A 19750-nucleotide genomic window follows, 5' to 3' on the forward strand; every position below is an offset into this window, starting at 1 on the left:
TGACCTCATGCGCCGGGGGCCAGTAGTCGGCGAGAACCCCAGCGGCACCTGTGGCTTTCGTACTCCGTGCCCGCCCGTGTGAAGCCGCAGCGCACGGGCGTGGGGAATTTCGTGATGGCTCACAGTGTGGCGCCTTCGACAGGCATTGACCCCGATCCGGTACGTGTCCGTCGGCGTCAAGCCTCCGGAGGTGGGCGGGGAGCGCTGAGCCGGCCCCCGTTGTTGTACCCAGAGGTCAGCGTGGGGCCGGACACAGGTCGGCCCCACGCTGACTGCTCGCTGACCTGGGCCACACAGCATCGCTGTGACCTGCGCTTATGTCCAGACGGTGGATGTTGGACTTGAACATGGTACGAACGACTCGCATACCCAGTCAGCTTTCACCAGTGTCTTTCAGGACTCATGCTGCCCAAGCGCCTCCCCGGCCCCTATTGAAGCCCGGCCCTCGGGCGGGAACCTGCTGGAGGCGTACCGCCTGCGCCGGGCTGGTCGATGGATGCGGGCTTGGGTTGTTCCGGGTGTGCGGGTTCAGTGATCTCGAAGTAGCCGCCCTCCGGTGTTCTGACGATCCGTCCGGTCTCGTGGCCGTGCTCGGCCTCGTCGCTTTCCCGCTCCAGCAGGCCGAGGCAGAACCAGCGAGTGAGAATGAAGGCGAACAGGGGACCGGCCAGGACGGCCACCCGGAAGAACTCGGTGACGTCGTTGACGGACAGGTGGAAGCGGACGGCCATCTGGTCGTTGGCGGCTGCCGCCCACAGCAGTCCGTAGAAGGCGACCGTCCCCGCTCCGACCGCCGTCCGGTTCGCCGCGTCGCGTGGGCGGTCCAGCAGGTCGTGCGGTTCCCTGTCGCCGGTCACGCGACGCTCGATCAGCGGGTATACGGCCAGGAACATGAAGAACGCGCCGGGGACGACCAGCGCGGGCACCAGCACCGCGAGGGTGAGGGTTCGGCCCGCCACGGCGAACTCCCAGCCCGGCATGAGCCGTACCGCGCCGTCCAGGAAGCCCATGTACCAGTCCGGAACCGCCCCCGCCGTGATCTCTCCTGGACGGTAGGGTCCGAGCAGCCAGACCGGGTTGATCTGGGCCACTGCGCCGAGCAGCACCAAGACCCCGCAGGTCCCGAAGAACAGCGCCGGCCCGGCGGTCACCGGGAGCGTGCGCAGCCACTGGGAGCGCCGGCCGGCTGCCGCGGACAGCCCGGGGCGACCGTGCCGCCGCACCAGCCTCTGCCGCAGGACGAACAGACCGATGATCGCAATGGGCAGCACAGCGATGTGCAGCCAGTAGAAGCGGGGGACGATCGCCTCGCCCGGGAAGTCGCCGCCGAAGAGCCAGAAGGTCAGGCGGGTTCCGATCAGCGGGATCGACTGGAGCACGCCCTGGAGGAGACCGAGGCTGCCGCCGGACAGCATGTCGTCCGGCAGGATCGTTCCGGTCAACCCGGTTGCCATGGCCAGCACGAGCAGCATGACCCAGACCGACCAGAGCGGCAGGCGCGGCCTGCGGAACGCGCCGGTGAAGAACATGCGCGCCAACTTCAGGCAGATCGCGGCGACGAATATCAGGGTGGCCCAGTGGTGCACCTGCCGCAGCAAGAGCCCGCCGCGCACCTCGAAGCTGAGGTGAAGGGTCGAGGCGTAGGCCTGGCTCACGACCACCCCGTTCAGCGGGCGGTAGGAACCCTCATAAGGGCTCCGCGCCATGCCCGGCCGGTAGAACACGGCCAGCAGGATGCCGGTGACGACGAGTACCACGAATGTGTGGGCGGCAATCTTTCCGAACAGCGTCGACAAGGGGTCCGACGGTGCGCGGCGCGACCACCGCGCCGCCAGCCGTGCGGGGGCCGGCGCCCTGAGCACCCTGTTCATCACGCGACTTCCGGCGGGTCCTGGCGCCCCGTCACGATGGACGCGCCGGGTCCCGGCCCTGTTCTTGTTCATCGGCCACATCTCCTGCTTCGGTCCGTCCCGTGGTGGTGGCAGTCCGGTCCCAGCGCCGGCGGATCTACTCCTATGACCCCCGGCGACGAAGAAACGTGACCCCTGCGGGCATATGAGAACCCTTCGGCTTCTGCCAGTTGCCCCTGGGGGCCTTGCCAGGGCACTTCTGAACGAGCCCCACCCTCTCTCGGCGTCGCTTGATGATCAATGGAGACTCCGCGCGGCCATTGATAACCGTGCGGTTATCGCGCGGGGCAACAATGGAGCTCAGGGGAGATCGAGATCTTTCCGGCGTCGGCCGAGGAGCTGTACTGCGGACGGACGGCTGAACGGTTGCCCGTTCTCCCGGCCCGGGACAGTCAGGCGATCAAGAAGCAGGGGCGCCGCTCATGGCGTCCGCGGGCCCCCGTCACGCTCCCGCCCGCGTTCACAACCCGAAGCCGCCTACTTTCCGGGATACCTGCTGGTCACCACCGCGGTTCAACCTCTGTCGAAATTTCCCGGCCATTTACTGTTATTGGCGGAGCTTCTCCCGGTCCCCGTTTGCACTGCGTGCACAACTCTTGACATGCATGAAACACAGGGAGAACCATCGCCGTGTATCGGGAGAGCGCTCTCTCATCCGGCTCACCCGTACATCGCCGCTCAGCATCTCGTCGTCCTGCCACCGCACGGCCGGACGGTTGCCGAGCCCTGCCCCCGCACGCGGAAACAGGAGAGTTGCTCATGCTCGCACCCCCCACCGGTCCACCGGCGCCAAGACCGACGGCGCCGGGGAACCTGCGCAACACGGCAGTGGCGGTCATCACGGCGCTGATCGCCTCGCTGCTCCTCTTCATCCCCTCCCACTCCGCGCACGCGGCCGGCACCCTCCTGTCGCAGGGCAAGACCGCGACGGCGTCGTCCACCGAGAACGGCGGCACGCCCGCCGCGGCAGCGGTCGACGGCAACACCGGCACCCGCTGGTCCAGCGCCGCCGCCGACCCGCAGTGGCTCCAGGTCGACCTCGGCGCCACCGCCACCATCAGCCAGGTCGTCCTCAACTGGGAGACGGCGTCGGCCAAGGCGTTCACCATCCAGGTCTCCGACAACGGCACGACCTGGACCGACGCCTACGCGACCACGACGGGCCCCGGCGGTGCCCAGACGCTGGACGTCACCGCTTCCGGTCGGTATGTCCGCATGTACGGCACCGTCCGCGCCACCGGCTACGGATACTCGCTCTGGGAGTTCCAGGTCTACGGCACAGTGGGCGGCAGCACGCCGCCCACCGGGGGCACGCTGCTGTCGCAGGGCAAGACCGCGACCGCGTCCTCCACCGAGAACGCGGGCACGCCCGCCGCGGCAGCGGTCGACGGGAACACCGGCACCCGCTGGTCCAGCGCCGCCGCCGACCCGCAGTGGCTCCAGGTCGACCTCGGCGCCACCGCCACCATCAGCTCCGTCACCCTCAACTGGGAAGCGGCATACGCCAAATCCTTCAAGATCCAGACGTCCGACAACGCGTCGACGTGGACCGATGTCTACTCCACCAGCACGGGCACCGGTGGCAACCAGACGCTCGCTGTGACCGGCACCGGGCGCTACGTCCGGGTGTACGGCACCGTCCGCGCGACCGTATACGGGTACTCGCTCTGGGAGTTCCAGGTCTACGGCACACCGGGCAGCACCGACCCCGGCGGCCCGATCCAGGGCGGCGGCGACCTCGGTCCCAACGTGAAGGTCTTCGACCCGTCCACCCCGAACATCCAGGGGACCCTGGACCAGATCTTCTCGCAGCAGGAGACGGCGCAGTTCGGCACCGGCCGCTACCAGCTCTTCTTCAAGCCGGGCACGTACAGCGGACTGAACGCGCAGATCGGCTTCTACACCTCGATCTCGGGACTCGGCCTCAACCCCGACGACACCCAGATCAACGGTGACATCACCGTCGACGCCGGCTGGATGGCCGGCAACGCCACGCAGAACTTCTGGCGCTCCGCGGAGAACCTGGCGATCACCCCGTCCAACGGCACCGACCGGTGGGCGGTCGCGCAGGCCGCGCCCTTCCGCCGGATCCACGTCAAGGGCGGTCTGAACCTGGCGCCCGCGAGCTACGGCTGGGCGAGCGGCGGCTACATCGCCGACAGCAAGATCGACGGCACCGTCGGACCGTACTCGCAGCAGCAGTGGTACACCCGCGACAGTTCGGTCGGCGGCTGGACCAACGGCGTGTGGAACATGGTGTTCTCGGGTGTCCAGGGCGCTCCGGCGCAGGGCTTCCCGAACCCCGTCTACACGACGCTCGCCACCACCCCGGTGTCGCGCGAGAAGCCGTACATGTACCTGGACGGCAACGACTACAAGGTCTTCGTCCCGTCCAAGCGCGTCAACGCGGTCGGCACGTCCTGGCCGAACACGCCGGGCACCTCGCTTCCGCTGAGCCAGTTCTACGTGGCGAAGCCGGGGGTCTCCGCGGCGACCATCAACGCGGCACTCGCCCAGGGTCTCAACCTGCTCTTCACCCCTGGCGTCTACCACGTCGACCAGGCGATCAACGTGACCCGCGCCAACACCGTCGTTCTCGGTCTCGGCCTGGCCACCATCGTTCCGGACAACGGGGTGGCAGCGGTCAAGGTCGCCGACATCGACGGCGTCAAGCTGGCCGGCTTCCTCATCGACGCCGGTACGGTCAACTCGCCGGTGCTGCTGCAGATCGGCCCGGCCGGATCCTCGGCCGGCCACTCCGCCAACCCCACGTCGATGCAGGACGTGTTCGTGCGGATCGGAGGCGCTGGCCCCGGCCAGGCGACCACCGCGGTCGAGGTGAACAGCAATGACACGATCATCGACCACACCTGGCTGTGGCGCGCGGACCACGGCGCGGGCGTCGGCTGGAACACCAACCCGTCGGACTACGGGTTGAAGGTCAACGGCGCCAACGTGCTGGCGACCGGACTCTTCGTCGAGCACTTCAAGAAGTACGACGTGGAGTGGAGCGGCGAGAACGGCAGGACGATCTTCTTCCAGAACGAGATCGCTTACGACCCGCCGAACCAGGCCGCCATCCAGAACGGCAGCATCAGAGGCTTCGCCGCCTACAAGGTCGACGACAACGTCACCACCCATGAGGGCTGGGGCCTCGGCAGTTACTGCAACTTCACGGCGGATCCGACGATCGTGCAGGACCACGGGTTCGAGGCACCGAACAAGCCGGGCGTGAAGTTCCACGACCTGCTGGTCGTGTCACTCGGCGGCATGGGCCAGTACGCCCACGTCATCAACGACATCGGGTCGCCGACGTCGGGTACCTCGACCGTGCCGTCCACGGTGACGTCGTACCCGTAACCCGCTGACGGCGTGAGAAAGGGGCAGAGGCGGCCCGTGATCGGGCCGCCTCGTGCCACAGCAGAAGGAGAGCGCTCTCCCCCTGTGCTCCTCAGCAGGTGCTCAGAGGGTCCGCAGCAGTTGTTCCGCACCGGCGACCGCGATGAGACCGGCGCCCAGCAGCCACATGGCGACCCGGGTCCGGCCCTTTCGGCTCAGCTCGATGACCACGCCGCACACGATCAGCGCCGCCCCGTACACGCCTACGACCAGGACCGACGGCTGGTCGCCGAGCCGCACCACCAGCACGGCCGCCGCGACGGCCATGAAGAACGCGGCGACGACGATACGGATCCGACGCGCCTGGCGGGGCGTCAGCGGCTGATGACGGAAGTCGCGGATCAGGGCGAGCCGCTCCCGCGGTGTCGCGTCCTGCCATCGCGGGCCGAACTGCTGGCTGTCGAGTTCTTCATCGCCGGTTGTCGTCACGAGCTGAGCCTAGGGCCTGGGACGTGGCCCGCGGCCACTTCACCGACCAGTCCGGTCAGGACGCGACGAGAGGCCCGCATCAGATCGGCGACATCTCCGGCAGACAGGGAGTAGACCACGGTGTCCTTCTCACGGGTCGAGGTGACGATGCCCGACCGGCGCAGGATCGCGAGCTGCTGCGAGAGGTTGGAGCGCTCCACCTCGATCGCGGCCAGCAACTCGCGGACCGGCATCGGACCGTCCTGGAGCAGCTCCAGGACCCGGATGCGGACCGGGTGCCCCAGCATCCGGAAGAGCTCCGCTTTCGCCTGGTACAGCGGAACCGGCACGGTCCTCACGTCCTCTCGCTCCCGTCGGCGATCGCGGGGATCTCCACACCGTGGAGCCTGGCCAGCCCCAGTGATTCCTCCAGCGCGTCCAGGGCCACGGAGATCGCCCCGTACTCGCCTCCGTCCACCGCTGCGGCCAGGGCGGCGCGGGCTTCGGCCACCTGCCCACGGACCGCTTCGGGTGTCAGCTCCGTCATCGCACCTCCCACATGCCGACGCTCTTGATGAGGACATGATGTACGGAATTGAAGAATTCTTCAATTCGTCCGGCCCGGCCGGACACCACGCCATGCGATGGAGCGCTCTCCCGTTCGGGATGCCGCCTGCAGCGCTCGCCATGCGTCACGAGACCGCACCACCGAGAGAGCGCTCTCATCGATTGGAGACGTCATGAAAGGCTGTCCCCCCACCACCCGGCGCCGCCGGAAGCCCGCCCAACACCCCTGGCGTTCCCTCGCCTTGACGCTGGTCACCGCACTGCTGGCAGCCCTCTGCCTGACCGCGACCGGGGCGCCGGCGCAGGCCGCCGACGCGTTGCTGTCGCAGGGCAAGCCGGTGACGGCGTCGTCGACGGAAAATGCCGGAACTCCCGCTTCCGCGGCCGTGGACGGTGACGCCGGGACCCGTTGGTCCAGCGCCGCCGCCGATCCGCAGTGGCTGCGGGTCGATCTCGGTGCGACGGCCACGATCAGCAAGGTCGTGCTGAACTGGGAAACCGCGTACGGCTCCGCGTACCAGATCCAGACGTCGCCCGACGGCGCCAACTGGACCACCGTGTACACGACGACCACCGGCGCGGGCGGTACCGAGACCCTGAACGTCACCGGCAGCGGCCGGTACGTTCGGCTCAACGGGACCGTCCGGCACACCGCGTACGGATACTCCCTGTGGGAGTTCCAGGTCTACGGATCCACCGGCTCCACCACGCCCACCTGCGGTACCGCCAACGCCGCGCTGAACCAGCCCGCGACCGCGTCCTCCACCGAGAACGCCGGCACCCCCGCCGGCGCGGCGGTGGACGGCAACGCGGGCACCCGGTGGTCCAGCGCCGCCGCCGACCCCCAGTGGCTCCGTATCGACCTCGGCACCAGCCAGACCGTCTGCGGAGTGCAGCTGAGCTGGGAGGCCGCCTACGCCAAGGCGTACCAGATCCAGACCTCGGCGGACGGCACCAACTGGACCACGATCCACTCCACCACCACGGGCCCCGGCGCCACCGAGTTGATCACGCTGTCCGGCACCGGTCGCTACATCCGCGTGTACGGCACCCAGCGCGCCACCGTGTACGGGTACTCGCTCTGGGAGTTCCAGGTCTTCACCACCGGTGGCAGCACCCAGCCGCCCCAGGACGGCCCGGTGCTGCTCTCGTACAACAAGCCGGCCACCGCCTCGACCTACCAGAACGCCAACAGCTGCACCGGCTGCACCCCGGCCAAGGCCTTCGACGAGGACCCGGCCACCCGGTGGGCGACCAGCGACACCAACGGCTGGGTCGACCCCGGCTGGATCGGCGTCGACCTGGGCGCGACCGCGCACATCACCAAGGTGGTGCTCCAGTGGGACCCGGCCTACGCCACCGCCTACCAGATCCAAATCTCGCCCGACGGCGCCAACTGGGCGAGCATCTACTCCACCACCACCGGCAAGGGCTTCAAGGAGACCCTGACCGTCGACGGCAACGGCCGCTATGTGCGGATGTACGGCACCGCACGCAGCAGCAGCTACGGCTACTCGTTGTGGACCTTCGACGTCTACGGCACCGGCGGCAGCCCCACGGCGCCGCCCGCCCTGCCGCCGAACCCCGGCAACCCCGAACACCTGGTGTGGAGCGACGAGTTCAACGGCGCCGCGGGCACCAGGCCGGACACCGGCAAGTGGACCCAGGACGTCGGCAACGGCCAGAACGGCGAGCTGGAGTACTACACCAACGGTGACAACACCACCATGGACGGCGCGGGCAACCTCGTCATCGAAGCGCGCAAGGAGGCCAACGGCCAGTACACCTCTGGCCGGATCAACACCTCGGACCACTTCAACTTCACCTATGGCCACGTCGAAGCGCGGATCAAGGTGAGCGGCACGCAGGGCCTGTGGCCCGCGTTCTGGATGCTCGGGTCCAACTTCAAGACCGGCACGCCGTGGCCGAACTGCGGTGAGATCGACATCATGGAGCATGTCGGCAAGGTCGCGGACTCGGTCTACTCCACGCTGCACGCCCCGGCCTACAACGGCGGAAACGGCTACGGCTCGCCCTACACCCTCGCGGGCAGCGACTTCGCCTCGACCTTCCACACCTATGCCGTGGACTGGGACTCCACCCACATGACGTTCTCGGTGGACGGCCACGCCTTCTTCACCGCGGACAAGGCGGTGGTGGAGTCGACGAGGGGTCCGTGGGTGTACGACCACCCCTTCTACATCATCCTCAACAACGCGGTCGGCGGTGACTGGCCCGGGCCCCCCGACGCCACGACCGTCCTCCCGCAGAAGATGCAGATCGACTACGTGCGCGTCTCCCAGTAGTCCGCCACCGGTAGGCCCGCGCGGGCGCCGGCCGCCGGTAGGACCTCGTCCGCACCTGGACGGGGTCCTACCGGCATTTCGGCATGCATCGTTGGAAAGAAGGCCCACCCAGGACACCAACGATGGGTGCCGGTCGGCGAGTTCCAGGCCGGACACATTTTGGAAATGCGGGATCCGAACGCTTGTCGGCGCCGCGCAGCGCGTATATAACGTTGTAAAGCCGAGTGGCGGGAGAGCCTCCCCAGCCGCCGGATTACCGGTATCGGCGCACGTCACATCGCTGTTGGGCACCGCGCTCCCCTCGCGCGGCGGTCCGTCGGCGTGCGCGCCCCGCAGAACTCCAGGACCGGACCACGTACTGCTCGGCGGCGCCGCCGCCGTACCCAAGGAGTGTCGTGAGCATGATCACCCAGAGATCCCGCACCCTCTCCGCCGCCTGCCTCCTCGTCGTGATGGCCGGCCTGGCGACCGCCGGCTGCTCGAAGCAGGAGACGACCGACCAGGCCGCGGGCGACACCGGCGCGGGAGCGCAGAGCGTCGCGCCGACCACCGGCGCCGCGGGCGCGGGCTGCACGCTGCAGAGCTACGGCGCCACCAAGCTGGACCTCAAGAACGCGGTGGTCGGCTTCTCCCAGTCCGAGAAGGAGGCCAACCCCTTCCGTATCGCGGAGACCCGGTCCATCAAGGACGAGGCCGCCAAACTCGGCGTGAAGAAGCTGCTCACCACCAACGCGCAGTCCCAACTGCCCAAGCAGATCAGCGACATCCAGGACATGCTGGCCCAGGGCGCGCAGCTGCTCATCGTGGCGCCACTCAACTCCGACGGTCTGGAGCCGGCGCTGCAGGCCGCCGCGGCCAAGCACGTCCCGGTCATCACCATCGACCGCAAGATCAACGCGACCGCCTGCAAGGACTACGTGGCGTTCCTCGGCTCCAACTTCGTCGAGCAGGGCAAGCGCGCGGCCGACGCGATGATCAAGGCGACCGGCGGCAAGGGCAAGGTGGCGATCCTGCTCGGCGCGTCGGGGAACAACGTCACCACCGACCGCACCAAGGGCTTCGTCGACCAGCTCAAGGCCCAGGCCCCCGGCCTGGAGATCGTCGCCCAGCAGACCGGCGAGTTCGCCCGTGACAAGGGCCAGCAGGTGATGGAGCAGCTCATCCAGTCCAAGCCGGACATCACCGCCGTCTACGCCGAGAACGACGAGATGGGCCTCGGCGCGGTCACCGCGCTCAAAGGCGCCAACAAGAAACCGGGCAAGGACATCAAGATCGTGTCGGTCGACGGCACCCGCAACGCCGTCCAGGCGCTGGTCAACGGCGAGTACAACGCCGTCATCGAGTCCAACCCGCGCTTCGGGCCGCTGGCCTTCGCGACCGCCCAGAAGTTCTTCGGCGGCGAGGGCATCCCGGAGAACGTGATCATCTCCGACCGGGCGTACGACGACACCAACGCCAAGGCATCGCTGGGCGGAGCCTACTGACCCAGGCCCCAGGACGTAGGTCCCACCCCCAGGCGTCAGGCTCCAACCTCAGGCGCCCAGGCAGGCCGCGCGACGGGCCGCCCCCGCACCGGCGCGGGGCGGTCCGGACCCTCCACCAGCTCTCCCCCGGAAGGCCACGACCATGGCACCATCCGAAGCCGTCGAGGCGGCGTCCGTGCCGGCCGGCACCGCGGAACCACCCGGCGCTCCCGCCGTGTTGGAGGCCGTCGGCGTCAGCAAACGCTTTCCCGGCGTGGTGGCGCTCGACGATGTGTCCTTCGCCCTGCGAGCCGGTGGGATCCACGCTCTGGTCGGCGAGAACGGCGCCGGCAAGTCGACGCTGATCAAGCTGCTCACCGGCGTCCACCGCCCGGACGGCGGAGAGCTGCGGCTCGGCGACGCCCCGGTCTCGTTCGCCCGCCCCTACGAGGCGCAGCAGGCGGGGATCTCGACCATCTACCAGGAGGTCAACCTCGTCCCGCTGATGAGCGTGGCCCGCAACATCTTCCTCGGGCGCGAGCCCAAGAACCGGTTCGGCCTGATCGACTTCCCCCGGATGCACCGCGAGGCCGCCGAGCTGCTGACCGGTTTCGGGATCAGCGCCGATCCGCGCCGGCCGCTGCACACGCTCGGCGTCGGCACCCAGCAGATGGTGGCCCTGGCGCGGGCGGTCTCCGTGCGGGCGAGGGTGGTCGTGATGGACGAGCCCACGTCCTCGCTCGAACCGCGCGAGGTCGAGACGCTCTTCCGGGTGATCGGCGAACTGCACGACCGGGGCCTCGCGATCGTCTACGTCAGCCACCGGCTCGACGAGCTCTACCGGATCTGCGACCGCGTCACCGTCCTGCGGGACGGCAAACATGTGCACACCGGCGAGCTGCGCGACCTCGACCGGATGCGGCTGGTCTCGATGATGCTCGGCCGCGAGATCGCGGAGGTCCGCCGGCACGGCACCACCGGCTTCGGCGAAGGGCACCGGGCGGAGCGCCAACCGGTGCTCACCGCAAGCGGACTGACCAGCGGGCAGGTGCTGCGCGATGTCGGTCTGGAACTGCATCCGGGCGAAGTGCTCGGTCTGGGCGGGCTGCTGGGCTCCGGCCGCAGCGAGACCGCCAAGGCCGTCGCCGGGGCGCTGCCGCTGGACGGCGGCGAGATCCGGATCGGCGGCCACACCCTGCGCCGTCTCACCCCCGCCGCAGCGATCAGGGCCGGGATCAGCCTGCTGCCCGAGGACCGCAAGGCCGAGGGGATCGTCCCCGGCCTGTCGGTCCGGGAGAACATCGTGCTCGCCGCGCTGCCCCGGCTCTCGCGCGCCGGGATCGTCTCGCGCGGGCGGCAGGACCGCATCGTCGAGGTGTTCATGAAGCGGCTGCGGATCAAGGCCTCCAGCCCGGAGCAGAAGGTCGGCGAACTGTCCGGCGGCAACCAGCAGAAGGTGCTGCTGGCCCGCTGGCTCTGTCTGGAGCCCAAGGTCCTGCTGCTCGACGAGCCCACCCGGGGCATCGACGTGGGCGCCAAGGCCGAGGTGCAGGCGCTGATCGACGACCTCGCGCAGGAGGGTCTGGCCGTACTGCTGATCTCCTCCGACATCGAGGAGCTCATCGAGGGCTCCGACCGCATCCTCGTGCTGCGCGGCGGCGCGGTGGCGGGCGAACTGACCGGCGACCGGGTCGAGGAGAGCGAGCTCCTCGCCGTCCTGGCCGATGAGACAGCCGATGAGCCCACGGAACCCGCGGCCCCCAAGGAGGACCGGCGATGACCGACGTCCCGATCGCCCTCGCCGCCCGCGGGCTCGACAGGTCCCGGGTCACCGGCCTGCTCCAGCGGTACGGCGTCTACGGCGCCGTCGCCGCGCTCCTGGTGTTCAACGCGGTCTTCACCGACCACTTCCTGACCGTGGACAACCTGCGCACCCAGCTCGTCCAGGTCTCCCCCGTCGTCATCGTCGCGCTCGGCATGGCGCTGGTGATCGGCACCGAGGGCGTCGACCTGTCGGTCGGCTCCACGATGGCGCTCGCCGGCGCGCTGCTGCCGCTCTACCTCGGCTACGGCCTGGCCCCGGCGCTGCTGATCGCCCTGTTCGCCGGGGTCGTGGTCGGTCTGGTGAACGGTTCGCTGGTCTCGCTCGTGGGACTGCAGCCGATCGTCGCCACCCTCGCGCTCTTCGTCGGCGGCCGCGGTCTGGCGCTGGTCATCGCGGACGGACAGCTCAAACAGATCCAGAACCCGGACCTGCTGGGGCTGGGCACCGACAGCCTGCTGGGCATCCCGCTGGTCGTCCTGATCGCCGCGGTGCTCGCCGTCGTCATCGCGTTCCTCGTCCAGCACACCACCTTCGGGCGGCAGCTGGTCGCGGTGGGCGGCAACCGGGCCGCCGCCGCGCTGGCCGGGCTGCCCGTCAAGCGCGTGCTGATCGGCGTGTACGTGCTGTGCGGAGTCCTGGCTGCGCTGGCCGGCGTCCTCGCCACCGCACGGCTGACCGCCAGCGACCCGTCCGCGCTCGGCAACCTGATGGAGCTGTCCGCCATCACCGCCGTGGTCGTCGGCGGCACCCCGCTGACCGGCGGCTCGGTACGCGTCCTTGGCACGGTGACGGGCGCCCTGCTGATGCAGTTGCTGCACGCCACCCTGGTCACCCACAACCTGCACGACTCCACCGCCCAGATGGCCCAGGCGGCCATCATCCTCGTCGCCGTCTACATCGCCCGGGAGCGTCGATCCCGATGAAGTCCCTCGTGAAAGCCACCTCCGCGCCCACCGTTCCGCATCAGGCGGCCCCGGCGTACGCCACCCGGCCCACCGGTCGGCAGCGCGCGGCCGAACTGCTGCAGCGCCAGGGCGTGCTCGCCGTCCTGCTGCTGGTGGTCCTCGTCTCCTCGTTCGTCTTCCCGTCCTTCGCGAGCGTGGACAACGCGCGCGGCGTGACCGTTCAGGCGTCCTTCCTGTCGATCGTCGCCCTCGGCATGACGCTGGTGATCATCACCGGCGGTATCGACCTCTCCGTGGGCTCCGTCTTCGCGCTCGGCGGAGTGCTCGCGGCCTGGGCCTCGCAATGGGGCATGGTGCCCGCGCTCCTGGTGCCGCTCGCCGTCTGCGGGGCGATCGGGGCGGTGAACGGGCTGCTCGTCGCGCGGGCCGGCATGGCACCGTTCATCGTGACGCTGGCCTCACTGCTCGGCGCGCGCGGACTGCTGCTCGCCCTCACCCATGAGGGCGCCACCACGTATCTGGTGCCGCGCGGCTCGGCCTTCGCCGAACTGGGCGGCGGCAGCCTCGGGGGCTTCGCCTACCCGGTGTTCATCGCGCTGGCGCTGTTCGCGGCCGGCGGTCTGGTGCTGCAGCGCACCTCCTTCGGACAGACCCTGTTCGCGGTCGGCGGCAGCAGCGACGCCGCCACCTTGATGGGTCTGCCGGTGGCCAGGACGAAGGTCCTGGTGTACCTGCTGAGCGGGCTGCTCGCCGGGCTCGCCGGCGCGCTCAACGCCGCCCGGCTCTCCTCGGGCGTCACCATCATCGGCGTGGGGATGGAACTCGACGCCATCGCCGCCGTCGTGATCGGCGGCACCCTGCTGGTCGGCGGCGCGGGGTCGGTCTCCGGCACCCTGTGGGGCGTGCTGCTGCTGGCGGTGATCCAGAATCTGATCAACCAGATCGGCTCGCTGAACTCCTCCTACCAGTCGGTGGTCAGCGGCGGCTTCCTGATCCTCGTGGTGGTCGCCCAGCGCTACCTGTCCACGGCCCGCCGCAGCACCTGAACCCGTCGGGCTCCGCCGCCGGTCGTGGACCGGGCGGAGCCGGACGCAGCACACTGGGGCCGGAAACCGCCGGGTCTCAACAGCCGGGTCCCAACAGCCCGGATCTCGACAGCTCGGCCGAAGGAAGGACATTCGTGGGCGCCAGCCTCAAGGACGTCGCGCAGCTGGCGGGCGTTTCCATCAAGACCGTCTCGAACGTGGTCAACAACTACCCGCACGTCACCCCTGGAATGCGCGCGAAGGTGCAGCGGGCCATCGACGAGCTCGGCTACCGCCCCAACCTGACCGCCCGCCATCTGCGCAAGGGCCGCACCGGGATCATCGCGCTCGCCGTCCCCGAGCTCGGCAACCCGTACTTCGCCGAACTCGCGGGCGCCGTCGTCGACGCCGCCGCCCGGCACGACTACACCGTCCTGCTCGACCACACCGCGGGCGAACGGCAGAAGGAGATCCTGGTCTCCCAGGGCTTCCGCGCCCATGTCATCGACGGCCTCATCCTCAGCCCCATCGAGCTGGAGGCCGCCGACCTGCTCGGTAGGACCGACGACGCCCCGCTGGTGCTGCTCGGCGAGCGCGAGTACGACGCGCCCTACGACCAGATCGCGATCGACAACGTCTCCGCCGCGCGTACCGCCGTACGCCACCTCACCGGGCTCGGACACCGGCGGGTCGCGTTCCTCGGTGCCCGCAGGGAGAGCGCCCGGCAACCCGCCCACCTGCGGCTGCGCGGCTGGCGCGAGGAGCTGACCGCAGCCGGGCTGCCCTGCGACGACTCGCTGGTGGCCGCGACCGACGGCTACGGCCGGGTCGACGGCGCCGCCGCCATGAACGCCCTGCTGGACCGCGGGGAGCGGCCCGACGCCGTCTTCGCCTACAACGACCTGATCGCGATCGGCGCGATGCGCGCCCTGACCGACCGCGGGCTGCGGGTGCCGGACGATGTCGCCGTGGTCGGCTTCGACGACATCGAGGAGGGCCGGTTCTCGACCATCGCCCTCACCACGGTCTCCCCCGACAAGCAGGCCATCGCCCGGCTCGCGGTCGAGCGCGTGGTGGCCCGCCTCGCGGGCGCCCCCGATCTGGTGCCGGAGCGGATCCAGCCCGGCTACACGCTGGTGGCCAGGGAGTCCACCGCCCGCCGGCCCGGCTGATCCGAGGCCACCATTCCGGGCATCGCATGCCGCGTGCCCGTCCCGACACCGCACCCTTCCCGAGGACTGACAATGCCCCGACCTGCAGCGCACCGTGAACCCTTCGGCGTCACCCCGGACGGCCGGGCCGTGGACCGCTGGACGCTGCGGTCCACGGCCGGAGTCACCGCCGAGGTCCTCACCTACGGGGGCATCCTGCACGCCCTCAGGGTCCCGGACCGCGCCGGCCACAGCCGTTCCGTCGTTCTGGCGCTGCCGGATTTGGCGAGCTACACCGGGCCCAACCCCTATGTCGGCGCTCTGGTGGGGCGTTACGCCAACCGCATCGCGGGCGGCCGCTTCACCCTCGACGGGCAGGAGCACCACGTACCGGCCAACGAGCACGGGCATGCCCTGCACGGCGGCCCCGACGGCTTCAACCGCCGGGTGTGGCAGGCGGAACCTGTCCCCGGCAGCGCCGCCGTCCGGCTGACGCTGCGCAGCCCCGACGGCGACATGGGCTTCCCCGGCGAGCTGACGGTGACGGCGACCTACGCACTCGACGACCGGGGCACGCTCTCCGTCACCTTCGAAGCCGTCACCGACCGGCCGACCGTCGTCAACCTCACCCATCACGCCTACTTCAACCTCGCGGGACCGGGGGCCGAGCGGGCGGCGGGGACCGTACCCGGCGCCGTGCTGGACCACTGGCTGAGCGTCGGCGCGGACAGCTACCTGCCGGTGTCGGCCGACGCGATCCCGCTCGGGGAGGCCCGGGAAGTGGCGGGCACGCCCTTCGACTTCACCTCACCGCGCCGGCTGGGCGACGGCCTGGCCGCCCCCGATCCCCAGCTGAAGGCCACGGACGGGTACGACCACTGCTGGGTGCTGCGCCCGCCGGACGGTCCCGACGGCCTGCGCTCGGCCGCTGTGCTGCACGACCCCGCATCGGGCCGGGAGCTCAAGGTCCTGACGACCGAGCCCGGCCTCCAGGTCTACACGTCCAACCACCTCGACGGTTCGCTCTCCGACGCCGACGGCAACCGCCATCAGCGGCACGGCGCCGTCTGCCTGGAGACCCAGCACTTCCCCGACTCGCCGAACCGGCCCTCCTTCCCCAGCACCGTTCTGCGCCCCGGCACGGTCTTCCGCAGTCGCACCGAATTCCACTTCACCCACCTGCGCTGAGCCCCTGCGGTGCCGTGGGGCGGCGGTGCGCCGCCCCACGGGGCCGGTCAGGACGCGGTGCAGGTCAGGACAGGTGCGGTGTTGGTGCCACTCCAGGTGCCCTGGATCCCGAAGGTGGTCGACGCGCTGGGAGCGATCACGCCGTTGTACGCGAGGTTCACGGCGCTCACCCCCGCACCGGACTGCTGGACGGTCGCGCTCCAGAAGCTCGACACATGCTGCCCGTTGGGCCAGGTCCAGGTGACGGTCCAGGATCTGGTGGGTACGGTCCCGGAGTTGGTGACGGTGACGGTGGCGTTGAAGCCCGGGTTCCACTGGCTGTCGACATGCCAGGCCGCCGCGCAGCCCGAACCGCCGCCTCCGCCGGAGGCCGTGGTGGCGGTGACGGCGCCGGAGGCGGGCGAGGCGTTGCCCGCCGCGTCATGGGCCTTGACGGTGTAGGCGTACGCGGTCGACGGGGTCAGACCGGTGTCGGTGAAGGTGGTCCCGGTGCTGCTGCCCGTCAGCGCGGCGCCGCGGTAGACGTCGTAGCCGGTGACGCTCACGTTGTCGGTGGCGGCGCTCCAGGCCAGGGAGGCGGTGGTACTGGTGGTTCCGGTGACCGAGACGTTCGAGGGCGCGGTCGGTGGCTGGGTGTCGCCGCCCCCGCCGCCTGAGCCGAAGGCGGGCGCCTTGATGGTGCTCAGATAGGCGTCCTTGGCGGTGTTGACGGTCGTCCAGTCGTCGTTGAGTATCCCGCCGGTGTCACCGGAGTTGGGGTTCCAGGACCAGAACGTCCACTGGAAGGCGTCGGCTCCGTACTGGGCGGTGGGGCGCAGGTACTGCACGAGCGTCCTGAGCCACGTCTGGTCCACGGAGGCCTGCAGGGTGGTGCCGAACTCCCCCAGCCAGACCGGGGCGGAGTTCTGCTGGAAGAGGTAGCCCCAGTTCTTGTTCCAGATGCCCGCCATGTTGTTGGGGAACGAGGGGTCGGTGAACCAGGGCTGGGAGGCGACACTGGTCGCGTAGTCGTGCGCGGAGTACACGAGCCGGTTGGCGACGTTCAGCCGGACCGGGTACTGGCCGGCGCCCTGCAGGTTGCCGCCCCACCAGTACGAACTGCCGTTGTAGGTCTGGATGCCCTCGACGAAGACGAGGAGGGACGGGTTGGCCGCCAGCACCGCGTTGCCGCCGCGCTCGGCCGCCAGCCGCCAGTCGACGGAGGAGTCGCCACACCCCCAACAGGCGGGGTCGTGCGGCTCGTTGTGCAGGTCGATGCCGATGACTGCGGGGTTGCCCTTGTAGCGGGTCGCCAGGGCGGTGAGGTCGGCGATCCAAGTGGATTCGGGGACCGCGCCGGTGTACCAGAGGGCCGACTGGGCGCTGGAGTCGGGACGGTGCCGGTCGAGGATGACCTTGAGGCCGATCGTCCCGGCGTAGTTGACGATCTTGTCCATCACCTGGAGCGAGGTCAGGCCCGGGAGATCGGCGTTCATGCCACCGGAGGTGTTGATACCGCTCGGGACGGTGCCTTTGAAGATGTCGTCGCTGTAGGGCAGCCGGATGGTGTTGTAGCCCAGCGTCTTCATCTGGTCGATCATGCTCTTGTAGTCGCGCGACCAGAGGCCGTGGGCGACGTAGTTGGCGGTCTCGAACCCGAACCAGTTCACCCCGGCGATCCGGACCGGCTGGTTGTCGGCGTCCAGGATCTGCCGTCCGCTGGTGTGCCAGTAGCCCGCTCCGACGGCGGCCGTGGCGGACTGGATACGGGCGGGTGAGGCGTTGTCGGTGGCCTGGGCGCTCTGGGTCCCGGCGAGCGGGATGAGCAGCGCGGCCATGACGGCGACGGCAGTGCCGGCCGTGCGAAGTCGGCGCAAGAGATGGAGCACGTCCCTGTTCCTCTCTGACGGTTCAGCTCTGGTGGTGCGGCTCTGGTGGTGCGGGCTGGTCGTGCGGGCTGGTCGTGCGGCGCTGGCGGTGCGGCTCTGGTCCTTCATTCGTGGGAGCGCTTCCACTTTTCTCGGAACTTCACCTCCGCAATGCGCGTCAAGGGGCTGGCCAGGCGAGGGGATCTGCGGCACGATTCCTTCAGTTTTCATAGCCACGAACGACCACCATGACCCCGCGCCATAGAAGCGACGCCCGCAGACGGCGTCAAGATGCCGAACCGCGTTCATCTCTTGAACGAAAATTCCTGATGCGAATCGAAGAGAAGTGGGCAAGATGAATCGAACACATATGGGAGCGCTCCCATATATCCGTCACCGGGCCACGTTCCTCATCGCGACAGCAGCCGCCACCGCGACCGCGCTCTGCGCCCTGTCCACCCCGGCCGCAGGCGCTAGCGCCACGACCACCGACCACTCGCTCCCAACCGCCACCCGCTTCTACACCGACCTCGACAGCAAGGCGGCGCACCAGGCGGTGGCCGACCTCAAGGCGCACGACTACGCCGGGGCCCTGTCCATGGCGAAGCTGGCCTCCTGGCCGGTCGCGCAGTGGTTCAACGGCACGAGCACACCCCAGCAGACCACCGCGGACATGGCGAAGCTCCAGGCCAGAGCCGCGTTGCAGCACCAGGTGCCGGTGGCGGTGGCCTACAACGTGCCGGGCCGCGACTGCTCCCAGTATTCGGCGGGCGGCGCGTCGAACTCCGCCGAGTACACAGCGTGGATCGACGCTCTCGCCCGCGGCATCGGCAGCCACCGCACTGTCGTCGTCCTGGAGCCGGACGGTCTGGCGCTGAGCCCGGCCTACTGCGGCGGCACCGCCGCCCAGCAGGCGGACCGGATCGCCGAGATCCGTGGCGCCGTGCAACGACTGGAGCGGCAGCCCGGCGCGGTCGTCTATCTCGACGCCGGGCACAGCGCCTGGCAGAACGTCGGCGTGATGGCCGAGTTGCTGGTCGAAGGGGGCGTCGCTCAGGCGCAGGGCTTCTTCCTGGACGTCTCCAACTACCAGACCGACGCGGATCTGATCCGCTACGGCACCCAGGTCGCGCAGTGCACCTGGTACCTGCGCAACGTTCCCGGCGCGACGGGCGGCGACTGCCCGAACCAGTACTGGCCGGCCGCCGACGCGGACGCCTGGTACGCGAGCCATGTGCCCGCGGGGGCCGTGCTCCCACACTTCGTGATCGACAGCAGCCGCAACGGCCAGGGCCCGTGGACCCCGACCGCCGACTACAGCGACCCGCAGACCTGGTGCAATCCTCCGGGACGCGGGCTGGGCACCCGGCCTACCGCCGACACCGGAGTCCCGCTGCTCGACGCGTTTCTGTGGATCAAGGTCCCCGGGGAGTCCGACGGCAGTTGCACACGCGGCACTTCGGGAACCACCGATCCGGAGTACGGCATCACCGACCCGGCGGCCGGCGTCTGGTGGGCGGACCAGGCCCACGGGCTGGCGGAGCGGGCCCGCCCGGCCCTGACGTGGAACCTGGGCCGGCCGTAGACCGGTACGCGGTGCGGTACACCTGACCGGGCCGCACCGCGTACCCCCCGGATGTCCTCGACGCACCGCCACGTACCCCTCCCCGGCAGAGGCACCCCCGTCCGCGCCACCCCCGTCCGACCGGACCTTCGCGGTTCCGGTCCGACCGGGGTGGCGCCGCTCTCTAACAAC

The 19750-nt window shown here is 69.8% G+C and carries 14 protein-coding genes; 9 read left to right on the forward strand and 5 right to left on the reverse strand.

All coding sequences use genetic code 11. The annotated features are described in order from the left end of the window. Positions 1–428 precede the first annotated feature (428 nt). Positions 429–1952: a cytochrome bc1 complex cytochrome b subunit gene (gene qcrB, locus AC07DC_RS03405; RefSeq protein WP_478911373.1), complete on the reverse strand. Its 1524-nt coding sequence runs from the start codon at positions 1950–1952 to the stop codon at positions 429–431. Between the two features lie 717 nt (positions 1953–2669). Between qcrB and AC07DC_RS03410 the strand changes: the two genes are divergently transcribed. Next, the gene (locus tag AC07DC_RS03410; protein WP_478911375.1) at positions 2670–5270 is read left to right on the forward strand and encodes a discoidin domain-containing protein; all 2601 of its coding nucleotides are present in this window, start codon (positions 2670–2672) and stop codon (positions 5268–5270) included. A gap of 102 nt (positions 5271–5372) precedes the next feature. On the opposite strand, the gene AC07DC_RS03415 is transcribed toward AC07DC_RS03410, so the two are convergent. From AC07DC_RS03415 to AC07DC_RS03425, 3 genes are read right to left on the reverse strand one after another with little or no spacing between them, the layout of a single operon-like run. After that, positions 5373–5738, reverse strand: a complete 366-nt coding sequence (locus AC07DC_RS03415) for a hypothetical protein (RefSeq protein ID WP_478911377.1) — start codon at positions 5736–5738, stop codon at positions 5373–5375. Next, positions 5735–6067, reverse strand: a complete 333-nt coding sequence (locus AC07DC_RS03420) for an ArsR/SmtB family transcription factor (protein WP_478911379.1) — start codon at positions 6065–6067, stop codon at positions 5735–5737. The genes AC07DC_RS03415 and AC07DC_RS03420 overlap by 4 nt, the downstream gene beginning before the upstream one ends. A 5-nt stretch (positions 6068–6072) precedes the next feature. Next, on the reverse strand, positions 6073–6264 hold the full coding sequence (locus AC07DC_RS03425) for a hypothetical protein (RefSeq protein WP_478911380.1): 192 nt from the start codon (positions 6262–6264) through the stop codon (positions 6073–6075). 193 nt (positions 6265–6457) lie between these two features. Between AC07DC_RS03425 and AC07DC_RS03430 the strand changes: the two genes are divergently transcribed. From AC07DC_RS03430 to AC07DC_RS03460, 7 genes are all read left to right on the forward strand, one after another. After that, a complete protein-coding gene (locus AC07DC_RS03430; RefSeq protein ID WP_478911382.1) occupies positions 6458–8590 on the forward strand; it encodes a discoidin domain-containing protein in 2133 nt (710 codons plus the stop codon). Between the two features lie 401 nt (positions 8591–8991). Next, entirely contained in the window at positions 8992–10074 is a 1083-nt protein-coding gene (locus AC07DC_RS03435; protein ID WP_478911383.1) for an ABC transporter substrate-binding protein, read from the forward strand. Between the two features lie 142 nt (positions 10075–10216). Next, entirely contained in the window at positions 10217–11833 is a 1617-nt protein-coding gene (locus AC07DC_RS03440; protein WP_478911385.1) for a sugar ABC transporter ATP-binding protein, read from the forward strand. Then, positions 11830–12801, forward strand: coding sequence for an ABC transporter permease (locus tag AC07DC_RS03445; protein ID WP_478911387.1), 972 nt, complete (start codon positions 11830–11832; stop codon positions 12799–12801). The genes AC07DC_RS03440 and AC07DC_RS03445 overlap by 4 nt, the downstream gene beginning before the upstream one ends. Next, the gene (locus tag AC07DC_RS03450) at positions 12798–13829 is read left to right on the forward strand and encodes an ABC transporter permease (protein ID WP_478911389.1); all 1032 of its coding nucleotides are present in this window, start codon (positions 12798–12800) and stop codon (positions 13827–13829) included. Before AC07DC_RS03445 ends, AC07DC_RS03450 begins: the two co-directional genes overlap by 4 nt. Positions 13830–13963: 134 nt before the next feature. Further along, complete coding sequence (locus tag AC07DC_RS03455) at positions 13964–14980, forward strand: LacI family DNA-binding transcriptional regulator (protein ID WP_478911391.1); 1017 nt, start codon at positions 13964–13966, stop codon at positions 14978–14980. A gap of 72 nt (positions 14981–15052) precedes the next feature. Further along, entirely contained in the window at positions 15053–16147 is a 1095-nt protein-coding gene (locus AC07DC_RS03460) for an aldose epimerase family protein (protein ID WP_478911393.1), read from the forward strand. A gap of 47 nt (positions 16148–16194) precedes the next feature. On the opposite strand, the gene AC07DC_RS03465 is transcribed toward AC07DC_RS03460, so the two are convergent. Beyond that, complete coding sequence (locus AC07DC_RS03465) at positions 16195–17964, reverse strand: cellulase family glycosylhydrolase (RefSeq protein WP_478912587.1); 1770 nt, start codon at positions 17962–17964, stop codon at positions 16195–16197. Between the two features lie 385 nt (positions 17965–18349). Between AC07DC_RS03465 and AC07DC_RS03470 the strand changes: the two genes are divergently transcribed. After that, entirely contained in the window at positions 18350–19579 is a 1230-nt protein-coding gene (locus AC07DC_RS03470) for a glycoside hydrolase family 6 protein (RefSeq protein WP_478911395.1), read from the forward strand. Positions 19580–19750: the final 171 nt, after the last annotated feature.

This window comes from Streptomyces sp. NPDC045021, from assembly GCF_056432645.1.